This window comes from Polycladidibacter hongkongensis (assembly GCF_001561995.1).
In the GTDB taxonomy this organism is placed as follows: Bacteria; Pseudomonadota; Alphaproteobacteria; order Rhizobiales; family Stappiaceae; genus Pseudovibrio; species Pseudovibrio hongkongensis.
Genome location: NZ_LLWC01000036.1, coordinates 347797 through 367206 on the forward strand (window position 1 = coordinate 347797; position 19410 = coordinate 367206).

Sequence of the window (19410 nt, forward strand, 5' to 3'; positions counted from 1 at the left end):
GATCTTGAATTATCATTTGAACTTATCACTCGAATCCTATTAGGTAAGCATTGCTAACCTAATAGGATTTTCTATATGTCTATTTCCTTCAAAGCTGCCAGCAGCACGAGCAGCCGCTTCGCCCTTGGCGGTTATGACCTGTTTTTATACTGCGCCACCGTGCTGGCATGGGGTTTCAGTTGGTATGCAATAAAATTGCAAGGGGGTGTTGCTGTTGAAATTTCGTTGTTTTGGCGCTTCTTCCTGGCCGCGATTGGGATGCTTATCTGGGCTGCTGTACGTGGGCACAAGCTGCGGTTCGGACTCACGCAGCATTTGGGATTTGCACTCTTAGGTGCTTTGCTTTTTTGCATAAACTTCTTGTTCTTTTATAATGGGACACAGCTGCTCCCTTCTGGTTTGGTTTCTGTTGTTTTTTCACTGGCCTCGGTGCTTAATCTTGCGCTTGGTTTTCTGCTATTTGGCCAACGGCAAAGCCTGCGGGTTCTGGCAGGCGGCCTGTTAGGATTTGGTGGCGTATTGCTGATGTTCTGGCCGCAATTTGGCGGGGCAAATTTTGATCAAGGGGCACTGATCGGCCTTGGGCTGTGTGCTGCGGGAACCTTGAGCTTCAGCTGCGCAAACATGGTCTCCGCCCGGCTGCAATCCTTCGGCATATCAGTGGTCTCCGCTGGTTTTTGGGGGATGATCTACGGCAGCGGCTATTTGGCAATTGCCGGATTAGTGCGCGGCAGCACGTTCACCCCACCTGCAGACCCTGTGTATCTGGGCGCGTTGTTGTACCTCGTTGTGATTGCATCAGTTGTTGCCTTTGGCTCTTACCTCACCTTGCTCGGGCGGATCGGTTCTGCCAGAGCAGGCTATGCAACGGTGATGTTTCCGGTGTTGGCGCTGCTCGTTTCAACCGCGCTAGAGGGTTATCAGTGGACATGGTTCGCCGTTGCCGGGCTTACCAGCGTACTTATCGGCAACATATTGGTACTGACCCGAGGATGACTGCGGCTCGCCTTACTCTGCAGCAACATCAAATGACACATTGCCGATCGAGGAAATGATGTGCTGTATCAGTGCTTGGTGAACGTTTTCTGTCGCGCTGATGGATTTAAGCAGGGAGATGTCGCAGGGGCCAAGCGGCGGCATTCCCTCTTTTTCCCCGAGTATTCGATGTACACTGCGAATGGCACTGGCGGGGAGGACAGCGATGGCAAGACCTGCTTGCACTGCACCTGAAAGCGCGGCGGCGCTTGCACTTGAAAACACCACCTGATACGGCCGCTGCGTCTTTTCCATAGCCGAAATGGCCTTGTTGCGCCAAGAACAGGTGATCGGACCAACGGCGATTGGCATGGGGTCTTTGTCATGCAAGACAACATCTTGCGGGCCAACCCAGTGCAGCTGTTCGCGGCGAATGATCGTTCCGGGAACATCTGTACAATCGCTGCCTGTTACAATGGCGAGATCCAGCTCGCCCCGTCTGATCTTCACGCCAAGGTCCATGCTGCTTTCACAAAAAACCTCAAGCTGTGTAGAGGGATTGATGCGGCCGAAAGCGGCAAGCACTTGTGGTAGTAATCGTTCTGCATAGTCATCTGGCAAGCCAAGGCGGACCTGACCGGCAATCTCTTTGTCTTTTGCAAAGGCGACAACTGTTTCGTCATTCAGCGCGATCATTCGGCGTGCATAATCAACAAGGCGGTGCCCATCGTCGGTAAGGCGCGAATTGCGGCCATCTTTGGCAAACAGGGTTTGCCCCAGACGTTCCTCAAGGCGGCGCATTTGCATAGAAACTGCGGATTGCGTCTTGTGAACTGCCTCGCCAGCCTTAGAAAAACCGCCAAGCTCTGCAATCGCCAAGAAAGTGCGCAACTGATCAACATCGAGCGAATAGGGCATCTTTTTCTCCGCAATCATCTTAATGGGGATCGCAAATATTTTAATCACAGATGCTGATCAATTTCCATCATAAACATTCATTTGAAGAATTGATCTCAACGCATGATATTTCATTGCAAGAGCCCGGCTCGCCAATACACCAAAAGGACGGTGGGTAGCCGGAGATCGTTTTGACATTACTTCGCAAGGCGACACAGTGCCCTTGAAGGAGGCCGAATATGACCTACGCATACCCAACCCCTGAAGTTCACAGCAATAAAAATCTCGCTTGCCGAGGCAACTTCGAACCTTTGACTGTTAAAGGCACAATGCGCGCTGTGGGGCACTTTTTTGGCCGTGTTTACAAACACTATCAAGACCGCCGCTCTATTGCGCAACTGGCTGGTGTTGAAGACAGAATGCTCAAGGATATTGGCGTGACACGCGGGGATGTGCTTTGTGCCCTAGAGCAACACGACGGCGTTGACCCCTCTTTGCACTTGGCAGATCGCGCTCGCGAACGGCAGGCCGCCGACATCGCTCAGCGCCGCGTTGAGTGGCATTGGAAGAACGGCGACCTCTGACCCCCTTGATGAGGCCAGTGCCGTTTTCTTGATGGCGGATCACATTTCCTTGCCGCCTCTTGCAACGCCTCGCATTACTGCGAGATGTTGTAGAGCGAGGATACGATGTGATCCGCCAAAGCTTTTGCAGTGGCCTGCCCCCCGTTTGGCCCTCGGACTAGTCCGATTTCACAAAGAGGCAGCTGCGGAAACCCCTCTTCTGGCGTAAGTACCCGCATTCCCGGGCGGAGGGCTGATTCTGGCAATACGGAGACAGCGAGCCCGGACAAAACCGCAGCGGAAACCGCAGTAGAATTCCAACTCGTATAGAGAACCTTGTAGGCCCTGCCCATCTCCTCCAGTGTGCTTTCAGCCGCAAGGCGCCAATCACAATGGCGATTACCTAGCGCAAGATGCAAGGTTTCTTCATGAGTGACGGCATGCCGGGTCGAACCAACCCAGACCAAGGGCTCTCGGCGAATGACTTGATCGTGACGCGCCCATGAACGACGGCGCACATGCGTTACAATGGCCAAATCGATTTCATCCGCTTCCAGTGATGTGCGTAGATCCGGCGTTGGCGCACAAACAACAGAGACCTCTACCTTTGGATTAGATCGGGAAAAAAGGGCAAGAATCTCCGGCAAGAACCGCTCCGCATAGTCATCGGGCGTGCCAAGGCGCACAGTTCCGGCGACGGGCGCCTTTTCAAAGGTTGTTACAGCCTGTGCGTTGAGCCGAATGAGCTTTTCAGCAAAGGGGAGCAGTTCTTCCCCCTTGATGGTTAGGCGGCAGGTGCGGCCTTGCCGCTCAAACAGGGTGGTGTCTAGCTGTTCCTCAAGCTTTCTGATCTGCATAGATACAGCGGATTGTGTTTTGTTCAGTTGGGCAGCTGCTCGGGTGAAGCTGCCTTGTTCATTTATTTTTATAAATGTTTGTAGCTGATCAAGATCTAGAAGACGCACGGCGATTCACTCATAAATAATATTGATCCAATCTATAAGTATTATTGGATAGTATTATCAATAGCACTCTGACATATTTGTGCAAGACATCTACTTGGGATGGAGCTTGCGCTCCGCTTTGACTGCCCCCTATTCGTCAGTCAGTTTATTTTCTTAAGAGATATCAGTTTGCTGCCCGCTGGCGTGTGACGTCGGTGGAACCTATACCCGCCTGCCGGATGCAGGCGGGTCTTTTTTATTTGCTTTACTGCACAGGTAACCTGCTAGATGTAGCGATAAACACCAATCGGGGCCTCGCGCCCGCGCATGGCGTGCGCGCCAACGAATGCCCCCCGCTCTTTCTCCAGGACCTGAGCAAGTGTGTCTTCACTTGCCAATACGACAACACTGCGCGATTGCATGACCTGTTTGCCGAACTCTTGCAGGCGCGCTGCAATATTCACCGTATCGCCAATTACCGTGTAGTTCATTCGATCTGAAGTGCCGATATTGCCGACCACAACAGGGCCGGTGTGAATGCCGATCCTTAAGCGAAAAACGGGTTGGTCCGGTGGTAGCTCCCCTGCTGCTTTTGCAGCAAAGTCCATTTCGATTTTCGCTGCAATCGCCTTTGCGGCCTCCAACGCACGCAAAGCATGATCGGCCACAGGCTCTGGTGCCCCCCAAAAGGCCATAACGCCATCGCCTAGGTATTTGTCTACCGTTCCGCCTGTCGCGGCGATGGCTTCGGTGATTTGTTGAAAGTGGCGATTGAGGTGTTCCGTGGTTTCCTCGGGCTCCAGATTAGAAGCAAACGTGGTAAACCCCACAATATCGGTGAACATTATTGTCAGCTCTTGTTGCTGGGTGCAGTCGAGCTGAGCAAAATCACTTTGCAGCAGTGCTTTTACCAATGTCTTGGGCAAATAACGGGCGAAAGCTTGCAGAGCTGCGCCCGCTGCATTGAATGTGCGGTTGGTATCATCAACCTCGCGAAAATGCGATGGTGGCAGCGTTTGCAGCGAGTCAAGATCGAGATCCTCGATGGCGCGGGCCTGTAAGGCCAAGCGTCGCAGCGGCGTTGAGAGTTTATTGCCAACGAACAGGATCAAGATCGCGCCAAGACCAATTATCGCCAGCGCTATGGCTGAGACATGCTGTAGCGTGCTAATGGGGGCAGAAAAATCTGCCGCGGGCATGTAAGCGCCAACGATCAGCGGTATATGCCCCTCGCGTTTTAAGTCTGCATAAAGAAATAGCGTTCTTTGCAGGTAAGTGTTGTCTACATGCGCTTGATAGGCTGTTTTCAATCGCCGGTACTCTGAGGAGCGGGTCCACAATTTGGCAAGGGGTGTTCCGGAAAGATCGTCAATTGCTGGAACCGGCTTTTTGATAGACCCTTGGTACAACGCGTAGGCTGGCTCCGTACTTGCCAAAACCATGTTTTGCTTAAAGAGAATGAATGCCTGCTCACCCTCTTTCCATACCATTTTGTCCAGCAGTGCCTTAAGTGTCGAGACAGGGTAATCAAATGATATGCGCTCAAACGTCCCTGTGTTTTGCTGTTCGAAGTAGGTTAGACGCAGGCAGGGTTGCCCAAGGTCTTCATCAAAGAATGGCGGGCTCCAGCTTAAAAAATTGTTTGTGCCGGCAAGGCGCCGCATTTTGCTATTAGGCGTTGGTGGCGATGTTGTCGAAAGTGTGAGCTCTTGAAATGGGTTGCTGAGGCTTAGCGTCATCTGCAACCCTTTGGGGCTGGTGTAGGTGACCCGTTTAATACTGGTGTGCCGCGCAAAGACGCGTTCGATTTTATGTCTGGTGGCTGCGGGTGCGGCGGCGAATTCATCAGCTGCAACCAGATCGGCAACCAGCAGCGCCTGCGCCTCTTCCTTGGCAAAATGGCTATCGACCACTTCGAGGGCACGATCCAGCAGCAATTCGCCAATTTCACGCATAAATGTAATGGTCTGGCGCTCGGCTGTACGCTCCAACAAAAGGAACACGCCCAATCCGCTTAGCAAAAATAGGAGCGCAAACCCGCCACCCAAAGCGAGAGCAATTGGAAAGCGAAGGCGTGGACCAGAACGCCCTCCTTCGCCCTTAGCACTATGTTTCCTATTGGTTTTCTTAGTCGTCTGGCGTGTAGGAATGAGATGGACTCCAGCTGGTTTTGCCGTAGTCTAGATCCAATCTCCCAATTTTGCCTGAACAATCGCCATGGCGGCAACAGCTGCTGTATCTGCGCGGAGTACACGCGGCCCCAAAGGGATTGGGCGCACAAAATCTTGTGATAGCAACAAAGCGCGCTCTTCCTGCGAGAAACCGCCCTCTGGGCCGATGAGAATTGCCAGCGGAACGCCGCGTTCCAGTCCTTTAAGGGCGTCTAACGGATTTTGACCAGCATCACCTTCATCACAGAAAATCAAGGTGCGGCCCGGTTGTTTTTCCTGCCAACTGCTCACCATATTTTTGAGCGTGTCGGGCTCATCAACCTGCGGAATGTGCAAGACACCACATTGCTCGCACGCCTCAAGTGCATTGGCGCGGACTTTGTCCAGCTTTAGGTTGCCGGTAAGCTGGGTGTGTTGGGTCAAGATCGGCTGAAGGCGCCCTGCCCCCATTTCGACCGCCTTTTGTGCCATGTAGTCGAGACGCGCCGCTTTGATAGGTGCAAAGAGGTACAGCAAATCCGGGGCGGGGCTTTGCGCTCTGGTCTGTTCATCAATAATGATATCGCATGCCTTTCGCCCTGTTGGCTCTATATGCGCCCGCCACTCACCGTCCTTGCCGTTAAACAATAGAAGCTCGTCCCCACCCTGCATCCGCAGAACGTTGAGCAGGTAGTTGGCCTTGGCCCGATCTGCAGAAAAGCGGAGACCGGCGACGAGTGGGCCCTCGGTGTAGAGGCGCTGCATGCGAAAATCATATCTAGGCATAGGGTCAATCTACCTTGCTCGGACAAAGGGATAAAGGCTGGAGGCGTGGGTTTTCCGCAGGTTCTGTGCTTGCACGCTTCGCTGGCGCTTGGCGCTTGTCATCTGCTCGCCTATAGTTTGGTCACAGACCATGGCAAATATGCAGGAGAATGCAACGTGTCGGAAAAAACCAGTGCCGAGGGGTCAAACATTGCAGAGTACTCGGTCTCGGAAATTTCCGGAGCAATCAAACGCACTGTAGAAGACACATTTGACTATGTTCGGGTGCGCGGCGAGCTGGGGCGCGTCTCAACCCCCGCCTCTGGCCATGTTTATCTGGATTTGAAAGACGACCGCTCTGTGCTGGCCTCGGTTATTTGGCGCGGTAATGCGGCAAAAATGAAGATTAAGCCCGAACAAGGTCTTGAGGTAATTGCTACCGGCAAAATTACCACGTTCCCTGGGCAGTCCAAATACCAGATGGTGATCGACAGCATGGAGCCTGCCGGCGCTGGAGCGCTGATGGCTTTGTTGGAAGAGCGCAAGCAACGCCTAGGCGCGGAAGGGCTGTTTGCCCCGGAGTTAAAACAGGGTCTGCCTCGTTTGCCAAGGGTGATAGGTGTGGTTACCTCGCCAACCGGCGCCGTGATCCGCGATATCTTGCACCGAATTGCGGACCGATTTCCGCTTCATGTTGTGGTATGGCCCGTGCGGGTGCAAGGGGAGACCTGCGGCGAAGAAGTGGCGCGCGGCATTGATGGCTTTAACGCCTTACCTGCACAGGGAGGCTTTGCCCCCCGTCCCGACGTGCTGATTGTGGCGCGCGGTGGCGGCAGTCTTGAGGATTTGTGGGGCTTTAATGATGAGGCTGTGGTCCGTGCAGCAGCCCGCAGTCAAATTCCGCTCATTTCCGCGGTCGGTCACGAAACCGACTGGACATTGTTGGATCTTGTGGCCGATATGCGCGCCCCTACCCCAACGGGCGCTGCAGAATTCGCCGTGCCTGTGCGTGCGGAGCTAATGGCAGGGCTGGATGACAACGCACGCCGGTTGCGCAGCGGGTTGTCTCGGCTACTCAACGCAAAACGCACCGAGCTGCGTGCGTGTGAAGCCGCCTTGCCTGCGCCGCGAGATATATTGGCTTTGCCCAGACAACGCTATGACATGATCAGCGAGCGTCTGAGCCAGAGTTTAGGCCGGGCGGTGTCTTTACCCCGACAGCAGCTTACCTCGCTTGGCGGTCGTTTGGCACCGCAGGTGCTGCAACGGCAATTGGACCGTGACCGGGAGCAACTGCAAACGCGACAGACGCGCCTGATGCAAAGCGCATCGAGAGATTTGCGGGATCGGCGCACGCGCTTTAATGGCATATCTCAGTTGCTTGGTTCGCTCTCCTACAAACGCGTGCTGGAACGTGGCTACGCTATTCTGCGCGATGAGCAGGGCACCGCCTTGCGCAGCGCGCAAGGGGTGGCAGAGGGCACTCGGCTGCAAGCCGATCTGGCCGATGGCACCTTGTACCTGCAAAAAGCCGTTACCGGCAAAACGCCTGCTGCCTCCCCAGTAGCTCCTCAAAGCGCAACCCCTTCCTTGGACAAGCTTCAGGCGCATGTGGAGCAGCGTCTGGAGGTACAAAAGCAAAAGCGCACCAAGAAAAAGACGCCGGTTGATCCTGATGCACAAGGCAGTTTGTTTTAGGCCCGCTTACGCACCTACAAAAGGACAGAATAGATGAAACTCTTGGTTATTGGCGGCTCCGGTTTCATCGGGTCTGCGCTTATCCCGCAAGCATTGGCGCAAGGACACGAGGTGGCGGTTCTCAATCGCGGCCATCGCCCAATGGCGGACGTCCGACAGATTGTCGCGGACCGCAGCCAACCGGGGCAAATGCAGGCGGTGGCAGAACCTTTTGATGCGGTTATTGATCTGTCCGCCTACACCGCGCAGGCCAGCGCAGAAGCACTAAAGGCCTTTGGCAAGTTGACATCACGCTGGATTCACTTGAGCTCAGCTGCTGTTTATGTCGATGGAGCGACGAGCGCGCCAAGCGAAAGTTGCCCGATCGGCGGTGCTGCTATCTGGGGCAGCTACGGCAGCGATAAAGCAGCGATCGACAGCTTCCTTCTTAAAGAAGCAGCAAACAAGAGTGTCATCCTGCGCCCTCCCTATCTGTATGGTCCGAACAACAACATAGAGCGCGAAAGCTTCATTTGGACACGCTGCCTTAACAAGTGGAAAATCGCGATCCCCGGCAACAACACGGCAAAAATCCAGTTTTTGCATGTGGACGATCTGGCACAGGCCCTGCTCTATTTTGCGCAGGAAGGCAAAGACCACTCAGGAGTATTCAATGTTGCTGCGCCAGAAGAAATCGGTTTGCAAGAGTGGGTTGGTTTGCTTGGAGACATCTGCGGCGCTCCGCCGACGCTGGTGGATGGGGGAGAAGCGTTGCGAGGACAAGCTGCACGCAGCTACTTCCCTTTCCGCGACGCGGATTGCAGAGTTGCGATTCAAAAAATATTGCAGCACACGGATTGGCGCCCTCGCTACAGCCTTGAAGATGGCTTCAGGCAAACATTTGCGAGTAAAACGCGGGCGCATTGGCAAGAAGCCAGTGCTCGCACCGATGTCGAACGGGACTTGCTCTAGTATCTATTTAAAAGCACAGCACTCGGCATAATGGCGGCGGGGCCACAGCCCCGCCGTCCGCTTGCTTGCTTAGATTAACGATGGTAGCCACGTAATAATGGCGGGGAAAGCCACCAATACCGCCACTGTAAGCACATCGGCCACAAAGAACGGCGTGCAGCCACGGAAGACGTCTTGCACCGGAATATCCGGGCTCACGCCGGAGACCACAAAACAGTTTAGGCCAATGGGCGGGGTGATCAGGCAGAGCTCCGCCATTTTCACCACGATAATACCAAACCAGATGGCGCAGGCCGCACCGGACATGCCGAGCACACTATCTACCGCGCTCACGTCCAAGCCACCGTTTAGCGCCATGATCGCCGGAAACACGACGGGCAAGGTCAGCACCAGCATACCAATGGCATCCATAAACATGCCAAGCACCGCATAGGCCAGCAGGATCATAACGATAATCATCATTGGCGGATAATCGAGCGAGGTGATGAAACCTTTGAATGCCTCTGGCAGGCCTGCATAGCCCAAAAAGCGCACATATACGAGCACGCCCCAAATGAGCGTGAAAATCATCACTGTGAGCTTGGCGGTTTCATGAAGGGCCTGAAAGAGTTGCTTCAAGCGCATGCCCTTGGCAAATGCCGTAATAAGCACCACAAATGCACCAAGTGACCCCGCTTCGGTGGGGGTTGCGAACCCGTAGTATAGGCTTGAAAAGATAATCAGGATCACGCCGATGATTGGCAGGGTTCCAGGTACGGATTTAAACCGCTCCGCCCAGCTGAAACCACCGATAGAGGGGGCGCCGCCCTGCCATTTGGCCATGAACATGATGATCCCCACATAGATCAGCACTGAAACCACGCCGGGTAGAAAGCCTGCCATCAGCAATTTGCCAACGGATTCTTCCACCAAGATCGCGTAAATCACCAGAATTGCCGAGGGCGGGATAAGCGAGGCAAGCGTGCCACCGGCGGCGACCACTGCCGCAGCCAAGCGCTTGGAATAGCCTTGCTCCAGCATTTCAGGGATAGCAACACGTGCAAACACCGCGGAGGTTGCTGTGGATGCGCCAGAGACAGCGGCAAAACCCGCCGTGGCAAACACCGTGCCGATCGCCATGCCACCGGGCAACCAGCCCAGCCATTTTTTCGAGGCATCAAACAATTGCTTGGTTAGGCCAGCGTAATAGGCCAGATAACCAATCAAAATAAATGTTGGCAGCACCGAAAGGGCGTAGGTAACAGATTTAGAATGCGGGATGGTGCCTGCCATTTTGATGGCCGTGAAAGCGCCGCGCTCAAAGCCCATGCGCATGGCAAAAATAGCAGTCATGCCGACAAGGCCGGTAAAAGCCGCCGCAAAGGCAACACGTACACCCAGCACAACAAGGACAAGCAGTAGCCCTGTCATGAGAAGGCCGATATCAAACGATGTCATAGCTTAGGCCTCTTGTTTTTGTTGTGCTGCTGATTGGTGAGGCTCCGGCTGGGCTGAGTGCAGGTGCATATCTGTTTGTAAGAAGGCATCTTCAATTTCAGCTGCAGCATGTTCTGCGGCGTTTTGTGTGTGTGGCAGATCGCCGATCGGGCGCGAGGGATCAAGAACCAGCTTACAATAGGCTACCATTTGCAGAGCCAAGCGCAGCCACAGAATGGAGAGTGCAAAGGGCACCAACACTTTTGAGGGCCATGTCGGTATGGAAATATCGATGGTGCTGTCGCCAAACTCCCAAGCTCGCTCAAAGTGGAAATAGCTGCCGTAAATAAGCGCGCTCACCACGATCAGAATTATCAGCACGCCAAACACTTCTGCCAGCCACAACACGCGCCCTTTTAAGGTGCCTAATACCAACTCCATGCGAATATGGCCACCAAGGCGCTGGCAAAACGCCACGCCGAGAAAAGCAAAGACCGCCATGGCTTGCTCGGTAATGTCGATAAAACCCGGGACTGGCGCGTTGAAAAGATTGCGCCCAACCACTTGCGCTACAGCCAGCAACATCAACAAGAGAATGCTGGTTGCCGCAATGAGGTTGAGCAGGTTTTCGGCTAATGTCACCGCCCGATCTACTAGTGATGCCGGCGGGGCGCTGCTCGTTTGCGGAGCATCCAGTTGAGGTGTTGCCATGGTTGCCTTTTGGATTGAGAACTAGGGCTACTGCGATCAATGCTGAAGCAAAGCTAGAACGACAAACACCGCTGCAAAGCTCGTTTGCGGCAGCGGCGCTGGTACCCTGCACAAGCTTCGTGACTTGTGCAGGGGAAACTGTTCAAACTTGCCTAGCCTTACTTCGCCATGGTGCTTTGCACGAGCTCCAGCAGTTCCTTGGCTGGTATACCCTTGCCGTCCATTTCTACAATCCAAGCATCCCAAAGAGGCTTGCCTGCTTTTTCCTTAAAGGCTGCCAACTCTTCATCGGAATAGCTGATCTGCTTCACACCTTGTGCTTCCAGCTCAGGATAGAATTTGTCATAGACCGCTGCATAGGTCGCCAAATAGTGATCAATCGCCGGATCAACACTGTCCATCAGCGCTTTTTTATGAGCGTCCGGGAGCAGGTCATAGGCATCTTTATTGACCACGACCGGGCAATTCACAGTGCCGGGGTTTAAGTTGGTGGTCCACCAGCTACCCGCCTCGATGGTTTTGAACGCAAGGTGCGCGTGCGGTGCAAAGGCGATTGCCTGCACGGTGCCGCTATCCAGTGCTTGGAAGGCCTCGGCAGCGGTAACAGATGTTGGCACTGCGCCAACAGTTTTCATGGCAGAGCCGATCCCACCCAACGCACGCACGCGCATGCCCTCAAAATCGGCAACTGTTTGCGGTGCATCACCTTTTCCAAGGAAGTTGTATTGCGGCATTGGAGAGGACATCAACGGCATGGCATTCCAGCGCGCCAGATCCTTCTGCACCGCCGGGTGCGCATAAAGTGCTTTGTCGACCTTCACCTGCGTTTCTAGATCTGGCACGCCCAAGAACGGCAACTCGGTTACAGAAAGGCTCGGGTTTTTGTCTGGATGGTAGGAGGCGCAGAACTGGGCAATCTCAAAGGCGCCGAGGGAAATGCCATCGAGGTTTTCGCGGGATTTAGAGAGTGCGCCGCCGTAGTGCAGCTTGATTTCAAAATCACCATTGGTGCGGGCCGCAACTTCTTCGGCGAGCTTTTCAACGTGTTCGGTAAAGGCGCGGCGTTTCCCCCACAGTGAAACGTTCCAAATTGTGGTAGCTGCGAGCGCCTCTGCGCCAAGTCCTGCGGTAAAGACGAGCGCGAGGGCCGTGCCCATTGCCTTATGTTTCATTGATGCGTTCCTCCCAAAAACTGCTTTATGGCGCGCCGCAATGGCCAAACAGCTGCGCCGTAGTAGTACTTATAGAAGGATAGACGCGTTGCGCGACCAAAGTGAAGAGGGAAAGCCACACACTAGACGAAAGTCGAAGTAAAAACCTTCTGCTTTTCAAGCATTTGCGGCAGGATACTGAAAAATATCTAGTGTGTTAGAATGTTCACTAGTGACATAAGCGGTTGCCGCATTTGCGCCGGCTCTGACTTGATGTGCAGTAAGCCAAGGTATGCCGCGTAAAACAATTGGGCCGCGTCGCCCGCCTTCCCAACTTCTGGGTTAAAGCAGTTGCTAAAATGCTCTTCTAAAAAGGAAAGTCTTGCGGCATCAACCTGCTGTAATCGCTCGGTAACCACAGGGTCAAACCGTGCCCAATCGCGCAGGGCCGGTTCTGATCTGATACCGCCATACTCGTGCAAGGGGTAATTCGCTATAATATCGACAAGCATCACGAGCCCTGCATTTGGAGGTTGTTTGGGCAGCTCGTTTACTTCTTGTACCACGGCATCCAAAGAACGCGCTTCCCAATGATTGAGCATTGCATCTCTTAGCGCGTCTGCATTGGAAAAATGCCAATAGAACGAGCCCTTGGTTGCGCCGATTGACCTTGCCAACGCTTCGATCTTTACTGCCGAAGGACCTTTTGCACTTAGTGATTTAAACGCGTGTTTGATCCAGTCTTGCGCTGTCAGGCGCGGGCCGCGCTTGCGTTTTTCACCATGCTTGCAATTCGTCGCTTCGTCCATTGGAAGACCTCTGCGGTTTCTTTTGTGCTTTTTATTTCAACATACTTAAATTGTAATAAATGCACAAATCATATCGAAAATGCTGTTTCCAAATACGGGTGTAGGGTGGCACGGACACATCAACATACGCAAGCGTATTGTAAGCGCTCTCATTTCATGCAATAGTTGTAGGCAGGTTTTCTCGTTATATGGAGAATGGAATGAACATACCGATGATCATTGCCGCTTTCATCTTGATTGCGACCGCACTAATCCACGCTCTGGCTGGTGGGCAGGAGTATTTGATACCGATGATGGATGCCAGCATCTCTGTTGATAATGAAGCCGAGCAGAAAGCCCTTTACGCTGTTGTTTGGCATGCAATTACAGCACTTTTTTCCGTTGGTGGAGTGGCCTTGCTTATCGCTTGCTATGCACGCAGTGGAGTGCGTGCAATTGCATGGCTTTACACAGCTCAGCTATTTTGCTTCTCCAGCCTGTTCCTCTGGCAAGGCTATACTTGGCTAGGTGAGGTTTACAGTTTGCCGCAATGGGCTTTGTTCGGGCTTAACCTGCTGTTCCTCTTGTGGGGGATCAGGCAGGAGCGCCCCAACCGCAACCGAACGACCTCCTCTGCCAGTTCCGCGGTGGCAAACCCTTAATAGCCGCGCGGTTGCCCCGATGAGTTCTGCGCACACGCTCAGAACTCATACCTTAGTATTATTTAAATTTACTTATATTTTTCAATAGATTATCTTGATAGATCTGGTTGATATTTATCAATGCCATGCAAAAGCATATAGCCTAGAAGAATTCTAGGAGCTCAAGATTGGGCTGTTTCTTCTATATCTATTAGAGAGTGGAGTAACCACTCCGCCTAAACACTGCATAAGCATGGAGCAGTTTTCATGGCCATCAAAGACATTGTAACCCTCCTCGATCTCAACGGCGAACAACCTGCGGCACAAGTTGCTATCGAGTTCGCTCGCCAAATCGAAGCACATGTAACCGGCGTTTCTCTTGTGCTGGAGCCGATTGTACCGGGCTTTATCGCTGCCCCGATGCCGGCGGATTACCTGCAAATGGCGCATAAACAAGCTGTGGACGCTGCAAGCACCGCCTCTGGCGCATTTGATCGCTTGGTCGAACTTGCCGGAGTTAATGGAGAGAGCCGCCAAGAAACAGTTATTACAGGCGGTTCTTTAGAGCCAATTCTTCAACAAGCACGCATGACTGATGTTGTAGTGGTTGGGCAGGACAACCCAGAGCAACCAGAGCCAATGCGCGAAGTTGTTATTGAATCGCTGCTGTTTGAGTCCGGCGTTCCGACTTTGCTGGTGCCTTACATCTCGCAGGGCAAGTTTTCCTGCAAAAACGTTGTTGTTGCATGGGATGGCAGCCCGACAGCCGCACGTGCCGTACATGCCGCTTTGCCAATCCTAGAGATGGCAGAGAAGGTCACCATTGTTATCGTGAACAAGGGCAAGCCTGTTGATGGTGAGCCGGGTGCAGATCTGGCAACCTATCTTGCGCGGCATAACCTTAAAGTTACGGTTGATGTGATCACCAAACCTCCGGTTTCTGTCGCTGACAGTTTGCTAAACTATGTTTCGGAAAACGATGTCGACATGCTGGTTATGGGCGGGTATGGCCACAGCCGGATGCGTGAGTACATTATCGGCGGGGCTACACGGGACATTTTGTCCAGCATGACCGTTCCAGTTCTCATGGCGCATTAGGGCCAGAGAAAGCTAAAGCGCTGCCGCGGCACATGGCAGCGCTTGGCGCATATCAAGGCACATTAAAGCAAGAACTGTTATAACGGCATGGTAAGATATCAACCATGTCGTTTTTTATTGGCAGTAACATCAGGCGGGCACCACGATGACTATTCGTAACCTTGAGGGTTTGTTGGCACCCAAATCACTTGCTCTCATCGGGCCGAATAGCCACGGCGCGTTGGTACTGGAACGCCTGCTGCTTAACATCGCGCATGGAGGGTTTAAGGGCCCCCGCTACATGATCGGCCTAGAGCAAAGCGCGATTGCAGCAGGAACCTTACAAAACTATCGCAGCTACAAATCTTTGGAAGAGATGAGCGATCCGCTTGATCTTGTGGTCTTACTTTGCGCGGCCAGCGAGGCCCCTAAGCTGCTGCAGGAGGCCGGAAAGAAAGGGTGCCGCGCGGCGCTGTTGCCTGCGAGCGGTTTTGATGGCTGGGATGAAAGAGATATTGATGCGCTGCTTGCGGCCGCTCAGCCCTTTAACATCCGCATTTTAGGGCCCGGCTCACTTGGCGTTGCCGCGCCGCATTGCGGCTTAAGTGCGCTGTTAACATTGGAGACGCCCAAAGCGGGAGAGCTGGCGTTGATTTCGCGCAGCGGCACAATATTCAATGCGACGCTTTCTTGGGCGCAGAATAACGGCATAGGTTTTTCTGCGGCGATCTCGCTTGGGCGCCGGGCGGATGTGGATGTCTCAGACTTGCTCGATTATTTTGCGATGGATTTTCGCAGCAAAGCCATTCTGCTGCACCTTGAGACCATCCGTAATCCTCGCAAGTTTCTTTCTGCCGCAAGGGCTGCGGCGCGGGTAAAGCCGGTGATTGTTATCCGCTCGGGCGCCAGCCGAGATCGGCCGCAACGCGGCATCACCCACTCTGGCCGCTTGGCAACGCCTGATGCGGTGTATGATGCGGCTTTGCAGCGGGCGGGTGTGCTGCGTGTGCATGATCTGGACGAGATGTTTGAAGCGGTAGAAACAGTCACCCGGGTGAAGCCACCGCAAGGGCAGCGCCTTGCTATTCTTGCCAATGGCCGATCTCTCGCCACGCTGGCAGCTGACCATTGGGAGCGGCTGGGCGGCGAGCTAGCTGCTTTTGGCGCGGAAACACAGGCCCGCCTTAACGCACTGACGCGGGTGGATTCGGCTGGCGGCAATCCGCTGGTGCTACCAGAAAATGCAAGCACCGGCGAATTTTCACAGGCGCTTGACGAATTGTTGCAAGAGCGCAGTGCAGATGGGGTGCTCGTGGTGGCAGCGCCCACGGCTTTCAACGATTATGAGGGCATTGCCAAGACAATCGCAGAGGCTGGCAAAAAAGCCCGCAAAGGCATGGGGCGTAGACCGGCACTCATTGCCACGCTGGCAAGTGGCAGCGCGATGCCGCGCCAAGCACTCGATGAGGCGAAAGTTCCCTGCTTTGCCAGCCCTTCGGATGCGGTACGCTCCTTTATGCATCTGGTGCGTTATCAGGATGCACAGCGTACTTTGATGTCCGCGCCAGACAGTCTACCCCGGGACTTTAACCCGCAACTGAAACACGCCCGCCGCGCTGTACAGCAGGCGCTGGAAAGCGGCCAACAATGGCTTACACCGCTGCAGATCCGCGATTTGCTTGGCGCCTATGGCATTCAGCAGGTGGAAATGTATTTCGCGCGTACGCTGAATGAAGTGCAAGAAGCTGCCAAGGCATACTTGCGGGTTTATTCCAAGCTGGTGTTGAAGATTTGCAGCCCGCAGCTGATTTTTAAGTCCGATGTAGGCGGGGTGCAATTGGATCTGGATACGCCCGGGGCGGCGCGCGAAGCGGCGCGGCAGATGCTTGAGCGTTTTGCAAAGCAGTATCCGCAAGCGCAGATCAGCGGCTTTGAGCTGCAACCACAGATCGACAAATTACAGGCGCTGGAGACCTATGCAGGGCTGGCCAATGACGCTGTGTTTGGCCCAGTTGTGTTGTTTGGCCGCGGGGGCACCTCGGTTGAGGTGGTGAAAGATAGGGCTATTGATCTGGTGCCGCTTGATCTCAATCTGGCACGCTCGTTGATAGAGCGTTCGGGCGCGCGCCCGCTGCTTGACGGTTTCCGCAATCGCCCGCCCGCAGATCAGGCGGAGCTGGCCCGCCTTTTGGTAAAGCTCTCGCAGATATCTCTGGATTTTCCGGAGGTGGTCGAGCTTGACTTGAACCCAGTGGTGGCCGATGCCAATGGCCTGATGGTGTTGGATGCGCGCGTGGCCATTGCCCCTGCTGCGCAGGATCGGCGCAGCTTGCAGCGGCGTTTGCCGATTGCCCCCTACCCGCGCGAATGGGAACATACGCAAAAGCTGAAGGATGGGCGCGAAATCTTTATTCGCCCTGTCCGGCCCGAAGATCAGGCGCTGTTTAAAACGTTCTTCCAGTCGGTTTCGCAGGAGGATTTGCGGCTACGCTTCTTTGCGCCTGTTAAAGAATTTAGCCACGCCTTTCTCGCCCGCCTGGTGCAGCTGGATTATACCCGGGCCATGGCGTTTGCTGCGTTTGATAAGGATACTGATAACATGCTGGGCGTGGTGCGCCTGCATTGCAACCCGGATCATACGGTGGGGGAATACGCGGTTATGGTGCAATCAGAGCTGAAAGGGCTGGGGCTGGGATGGATGCTTATGCAGCTTATTCTGCGGTATGCGCAGGTGGATGGCATCGCCACAGTTAAGGGCGAGGTACTGCGCGAGAATACCACCATGCTGGCCATGTGCCGCAAGCTCGGGTTTAGCAGCAGCCGTGCCCCCGATGATGATAGCCTTAGTGTGGTGACACTGGATGTGGAGCAGGCCGAGCATGACTTTCTGCTTACTGGCCCGCTGGAGTGAAGCGCTACGGCAGCTTGGCTCACGGGTTCTTTTGCTGAGCGGCTGTACGGATTTGCGACAGACTGGCAGCGGGTGTAATCGCCTCAGGATCAAGCAGCAAGTGCAAGAAGCTCGGCCTGTTATGCGCAAGAGCGGTCTTTAGCGCCCCTTCAAATTGTGCAGCCGTTTCCACGCGGTGCGCAGCAAAGCCATAGGCTGTGGCGATGCTGCCAAAATCCGGATTTTGCAAAGTGGTCGCGCTGACGCGTCCGGGATAGGTACGCTCTTGATGCATGCGAATGGTGCCATACATGCCGTTGTCGACAGCGATGACGATTATATTGGCTTGCTCTTGCGCAGCCGTAGCCAGCTCTTGAATGGTCATTTGCAGGCAGCCATCACCAGCGAAGCAAAGCACTTGCCTATCAGGATGCTGTAGCTTGGCAGCAATCGCGGCTGGCAGGCCGTAGCCCATGGAGCCCGAAGTTGGTGCCAGTTGCGAGCCAAAGCTGCGGAAACGGTGAAAACGGTGTACCCATGTGGCGTAATTTCCCGCCCCGTTGGTGATGATGGTGTCTGTTGGTGCATGGCACGCAATGACCTCCATCACCTCGCGCATTTGCAAACTGCCGGGGATTTGCGGGCGGGCGCCGCTCCATGCCTCATAGTCGGTGCGGCGAGCGTCTCGCCACTCTTGCCAGTTTGTTTCTAGGCTTTGTGCAATGGTTTCCAACGCAGCGCAAAAGCTGGCAGGATCGGCACAGATTGCAAGATCCGGCTGGTAAAGGCGCCCCAGTGCTAGCGGATCCGGCAAGACGTGTAGCAGCTGCTGCTCAGGTACGGGAATATCCAGCAACTCGTAGGATTGGCTTGGCATTTCGGAGAGTTCCTCTCCGATAACCAACAGGAGGTCTGCCGCTTCTATAGCTGCGCGCAGGGCCGGATTGATGCCGATGCCCACATCACCCGCATAACACGGGTGGGTGTGATCAAACAGCATTTGCCGACGGAAGCCACAGGCAACCGGCAGGTTTAGCTTTTCAGCGCTTTTTTGCAAGGACGCCACGGCTGCCGCACTCCAGCGGGCACCGCCGACGATGGCAAGCGGACGCTTGGCAGCGCTTAGTTTGGCCTCTAGCTCTGCTTGCTGCAGGTTAGACAAAGCAGCTGCCACCGGCTCCACCCGCACCACTGGCTTTGGGCTTGCGCTTTGTTGCAGCATGTCTTCTGGAAGGGCAAGGACAACCGGGCCGGGATTACCAGACATGGCAATGCGATAAGCGCGGGCGATAAACTCTGGAATGCGGCTGGCGTGGTCTATCTCCGCCACCCACTTGGCCATTTTGCCAAACATCTGGCGGTAGTCGACCTCTTGAAACGCATCCCGTTCGCGCATTTGGCTGTCGATCTGGCCAACAAACAGGATCATCGGCGTTCTGTCTTGCTGGGCAACATGCACACCGGCGGCAGCATTGGTTGCGCCGGGGCCTCTGGTAACCATGCAAATACCGGGGCGGCCCGTAAGCTTGCCGTGCGCCTCTGCCATCATGGCCGCGCCGCCCTCTTGCCGACAGACGGTTACAGGGATGCTGGCATCATGCAGGCCATCCAGCACCGGGAGATAGCTTTCACCCGGCACACAAAACACGCGCTCTGCGCCTTGTGCAGCCAGTGCTTCGACGATCAAATGCCCTGCGGCCTGTTGTTGCTCTTGCATGCTATGCCCTCCTCCAAGCAGGCAAGGAGAGTATCGGCAACTACGTAGTTTGCATATGCGCCATGTTTCTTTGAGC

At 54.5% G+C, this 19410-nt stretch carries 16 protein-coding genes; 7 read left to right on the forward strand and 9 right to left on the reverse strand.

All coding sequences use genetic code 11. The features are described 5' to 3' along the window. Window positions 1–75: 75 nt before the first annotated feature. The gene (locus AYK82_RS16780; RefSeq protein WP_068318692.1) at window positions 76–996 is read left to right on the forward strand and encodes a DMT family transporter; all 921 of its coding nucleotides are present in this window, start codon (window positions 76–78) and stop codon (window positions 994–996) included. 12 nt (window positions 997–1008) lie between these two features. Here AYK82_RS16780 and AYK82_RS16785 read toward each other — a convergent pair whose 3' ends face one another. Continuing rightward, window positions 1009–1893, reverse strand: coding sequence for a LysR substrate-binding domain-containing protein (locus AYK82_RS16785; RefSeq protein WP_068318889.1), 885 nt, complete (start codon window positions 1891–1893; stop codon window positions 1009–1011). Window positions 1894–2111: 218 nt separating this feature from the next. Here AYK82_RS16785 and AYK82_RS16790 point away from each other — a divergent pair, with 218 nt between their 5' ends. Continuing rightward, a complete protein-coding gene (locus tag AYK82_RS16790; RefSeq protein ID WP_068318693.1) occupies window positions 2112–2456 on the forward strand; it encodes a DUF1127 domain-containing protein in 345 nt (114 codons plus the stop codon). A 74-nt stretch (window positions 2457–2530) separates the two neighbouring features. On the opposite strand, the gene AYK82_RS16795 is transcribed toward AYK82_RS16790, so the two are convergent. The 3 genes from AYK82_RS16795 to AYK82_RS16805 all read right to left on the reverse strand — a co-directional run bounded on the left by AYK82_RS16795 (window position 2531) and on the right by AYK82_RS16805 (window position 6315). After that, entirely contained in the window at window positions 2531–3400 is an 870-nt protein-coding gene (locus tag AYK82_RS16795) for a LysR family transcriptional regulator (RefSeq protein WP_068318694.1), read from the reverse strand. Window positions 3401–3663: 263 nt separating this feature from the next. Further along, on the reverse strand, window positions 3664–5382 hold the full coding sequence (locus tag AYK82_RS16800) for an adenylate/guanylate cyclase domain-containing protein (protein WP_156453408.1): 1719 nt from the start codon (window positions 5380–5382) through the stop codon (window positions 3664–3666). A gap of 177 nt (window positions 5383–5559) precedes the next feature. Beyond that, entirely contained in the window at window positions 5560–6315 is a 756-nt protein-coding gene (locus AYK82_RS16805; protein WP_068318699.1) for a 16S rRNA (uracil(1498)-N(3))-methyltransferase, read from the reverse strand. A 156-nt stretch (window positions 6316–6471) separates the two neighbouring features. Here AYK82_RS16805 and xseA point away from each other — a divergent pair, with 156 nt between their 5' ends. Then, a complete protein-coding gene (xseA, locus tag AYK82_RS16810) occupies window positions 6472–7992 on the forward strand; it encodes an exodeoxyribonuclease VII large subunit (RefSeq protein WP_068318890.1) in 1521 nt (506 codons plus the stop codon). A 33-nt stretch (window positions 7993–8025) separates the two neighbouring features. Beyond that, a complete protein-coding gene (locus AYK82_RS16815; RefSeq protein ID WP_068318700.1) occupies window positions 8026–8943 on the forward strand; it encodes an NAD-dependent epimerase/dehydratase family protein in 918 nt (305 codons plus the stop codon). Window positions 8944–9012: 69 nt separating this feature from the next. Here AYK82_RS16815 and AYK82_RS16820 read toward each other — a convergent pair whose 3' ends face one another. The 4 genes from AYK82_RS16820 to AYK82_RS16835 all read right to left on the reverse strand — a co-directional run bounded on the left by AYK82_RS16820 (window position 9013) and on the right by AYK82_RS16835 (window position 13030). Beyond that, on the reverse strand, window positions 9013–10380 hold the full coding sequence (locus AYK82_RS16820) for a TRAP transporter large permease (RefSeq protein ID WP_068318701.1): 1368 nt from the start codon (window positions 10378–10380) through the stop codon (window positions 9013–9015). Window positions 10381–10383: 3 nt separating this feature from the next. Next, window positions 10384–11070 carry a TRAP transporter small permease gene (locus AYK82_RS16825; RefSeq protein WP_068318702.1) on the reverse strand — a complete coding sequence of 229 codons (687 nt, stop codon included), beginning with the start codon at window positions 11068–11070 and terminating at the stop codon, window positions 10384–10386. Between the two features lie 158 nt (window positions 11071–11228). After that, window positions 11229–12242, reverse strand: coding sequence for a C4-dicarboxylate TRAP transporter substrate-binding protein (locus AYK82_RS16830; protein WP_068318704.1), 1014 nt, complete (start codon window positions 12240–12242; stop codon window positions 11229–11231). 188 nt (window positions 12243–12430) lie between these two features. Next, the gene (locus tag AYK82_RS16835) at window positions 12431–13030 is read right to left on the reverse strand and encodes a TetR/AcrR family transcriptional regulator (protein ID WP_068318706.1); all 600 of its coding nucleotides are present in this window, start codon (window positions 13028–13030) and stop codon (window positions 12431–12433) included. A gap of 200 nt (window positions 13031–13230) precedes the next feature. Between AYK82_RS16835 and AYK82_RS16840 the strand changes: the two genes are divergently transcribed. From AYK82_RS16840 to AYK82_RS16850, 3 genes are all read left to right on the forward strand, one after another. Next, complete coding sequence (locus AYK82_RS16840) at window positions 13231–13671, forward strand: hypothetical protein (protein WP_068318707.1); 441 nt, start codon at window positions 13231–13233, stop codon at window positions 13669–13671. A gap of 246 nt (window positions 13672–13917) precedes the next feature. Then, entirely contained in the window at window positions 13918–14748 is an 831-nt protein-coding gene (locus tag AYK82_RS16845; protein ID WP_068318708.1) for a universal stress protein, read from the forward strand. Between the two features lie 145 nt (window positions 14749–14893). Further along, on the forward strand, window positions 14894–17638 hold the full coding sequence (locus AYK82_RS16850; protein WP_068318709.1) for a bifunctional acetate--CoA ligase family protein/GNAT family N-acetyltransferase: 2745 nt from the start codon (window positions 14894–14896) through the stop codon (window positions 17636–17638). A gap of 19 nt (window positions 17639–17657) precedes the next feature. Here the strand turns inward: AYK82_RS16850 and AYK82_RS16855 are convergent, their stop codons facing one another. After that, window positions 17658–19334, reverse strand: coding sequence for a thiamine pyrophosphate-binding protein (locus AYK82_RS16855; protein ID WP_068318711.1), 1677 nt, complete (start codon window positions 19332–19334; stop codon window positions 17658–17660). Window positions 19335–19410: the final 76 nt, after the last annotated feature.

What these genes read in the sequence shown, in the direction of transcription:
- AYK82_RS16820 (WP_068318701.1), bottom strand. Translation starts at nt 10,380, where the DNA reads ATGACATCGTTTGATATCGGCCTTCTCATGACAGGGCTACTGCTTGTC.
- AYK82_RS16815 (WP_068318700.1), top strand. Translation starts at nt 8,026, where the DNA reads ATGAAACTCTTGGTTATTGGCGGCTCCGGTTTCATCGGGTCTGCGCTT.
- AYK82_RS16825 (WP_068318702.1), bottom strand. Translation starts at nt 11,070, where the DNA reads ATGGCAACACCTCAACTGGATGCTCCGCAAACGAGCAGCGCCCCGCCG.
- AYK82_RS16840 (WP_068318707.1), top strand. Translation starts at nt 13,231, where the DNA reads ATGAACATACCGATGATCATTGCCGCTTTCATCTTGATTGCGACCGCA.
- AYK82_RS16790 (WP_068318693.1), top strand. Translation starts at nt 2,112, where the DNA reads ATGACCTACGCATACCCAACCCCTGAAGTTCACAGCAATAAAAATCTC.
- AYK82_RS16835 (WP_068318706.1), bottom strand. Translation starts at nt 13,030, where the DNA reads ATGGACGAAGCGACGAATTGCAAGCATGGTGAAAAACGCAAGCGCGGC.
- AYK82_RS16785 (WP_068318889.1), bottom strand. Translation starts at nt 1,893, where the DNA reads ATGCCCTATTCGCTCGATGTTGATCAGTTGCGCACTTTCTTGGCGATT.
- AYK82_RS16780 (WP_068318692.1), top strand. Translation starts at nt 76, where the DNA reads ATGTCTATTTCCTTCAAAGCTGCCAGCAGCACGAGCAGCCGCTTCGCC.
- AYK82_RS16855 (WP_068318711.1), bottom strand. Translation starts at nt 19,334, where the DNA reads ATGCAAGAGCAACAACAGGCCGCAGGGCATTTGATCGTCGAAGCACTG.
- AYK82_RS16830 (WP_068318704.1), bottom strand. Translation starts at nt 12,242, where the DNA reads ATGAAACATAAGGCAATGGGCACGGCCCTCGCGCTCGTCTTTACCGCA.
- AYK82_RS16850 (WP_068318709.1), top strand. Translation starts at nt 14,894, where the DNA reads ATGACTATTCGTAACCTTGAGGGTTTGTTGGCACCCAAATCACTTGCT.
- AYK82_RS16845 (WP_068318708.1), top strand. Translation starts at nt 13,918, where the DNA reads ATGGCCATCAAAGACATTGTAACCCTCCTCGATCTCAACGGCGAACAA.
- AYK82_RS16805 (WP_068318699.1), bottom strand. Translation starts at nt 6,315, where the DNA reads ATGCCTAGATATGATTTTCGCATGCAGCGCCTCTACACCGAGGGCCCA.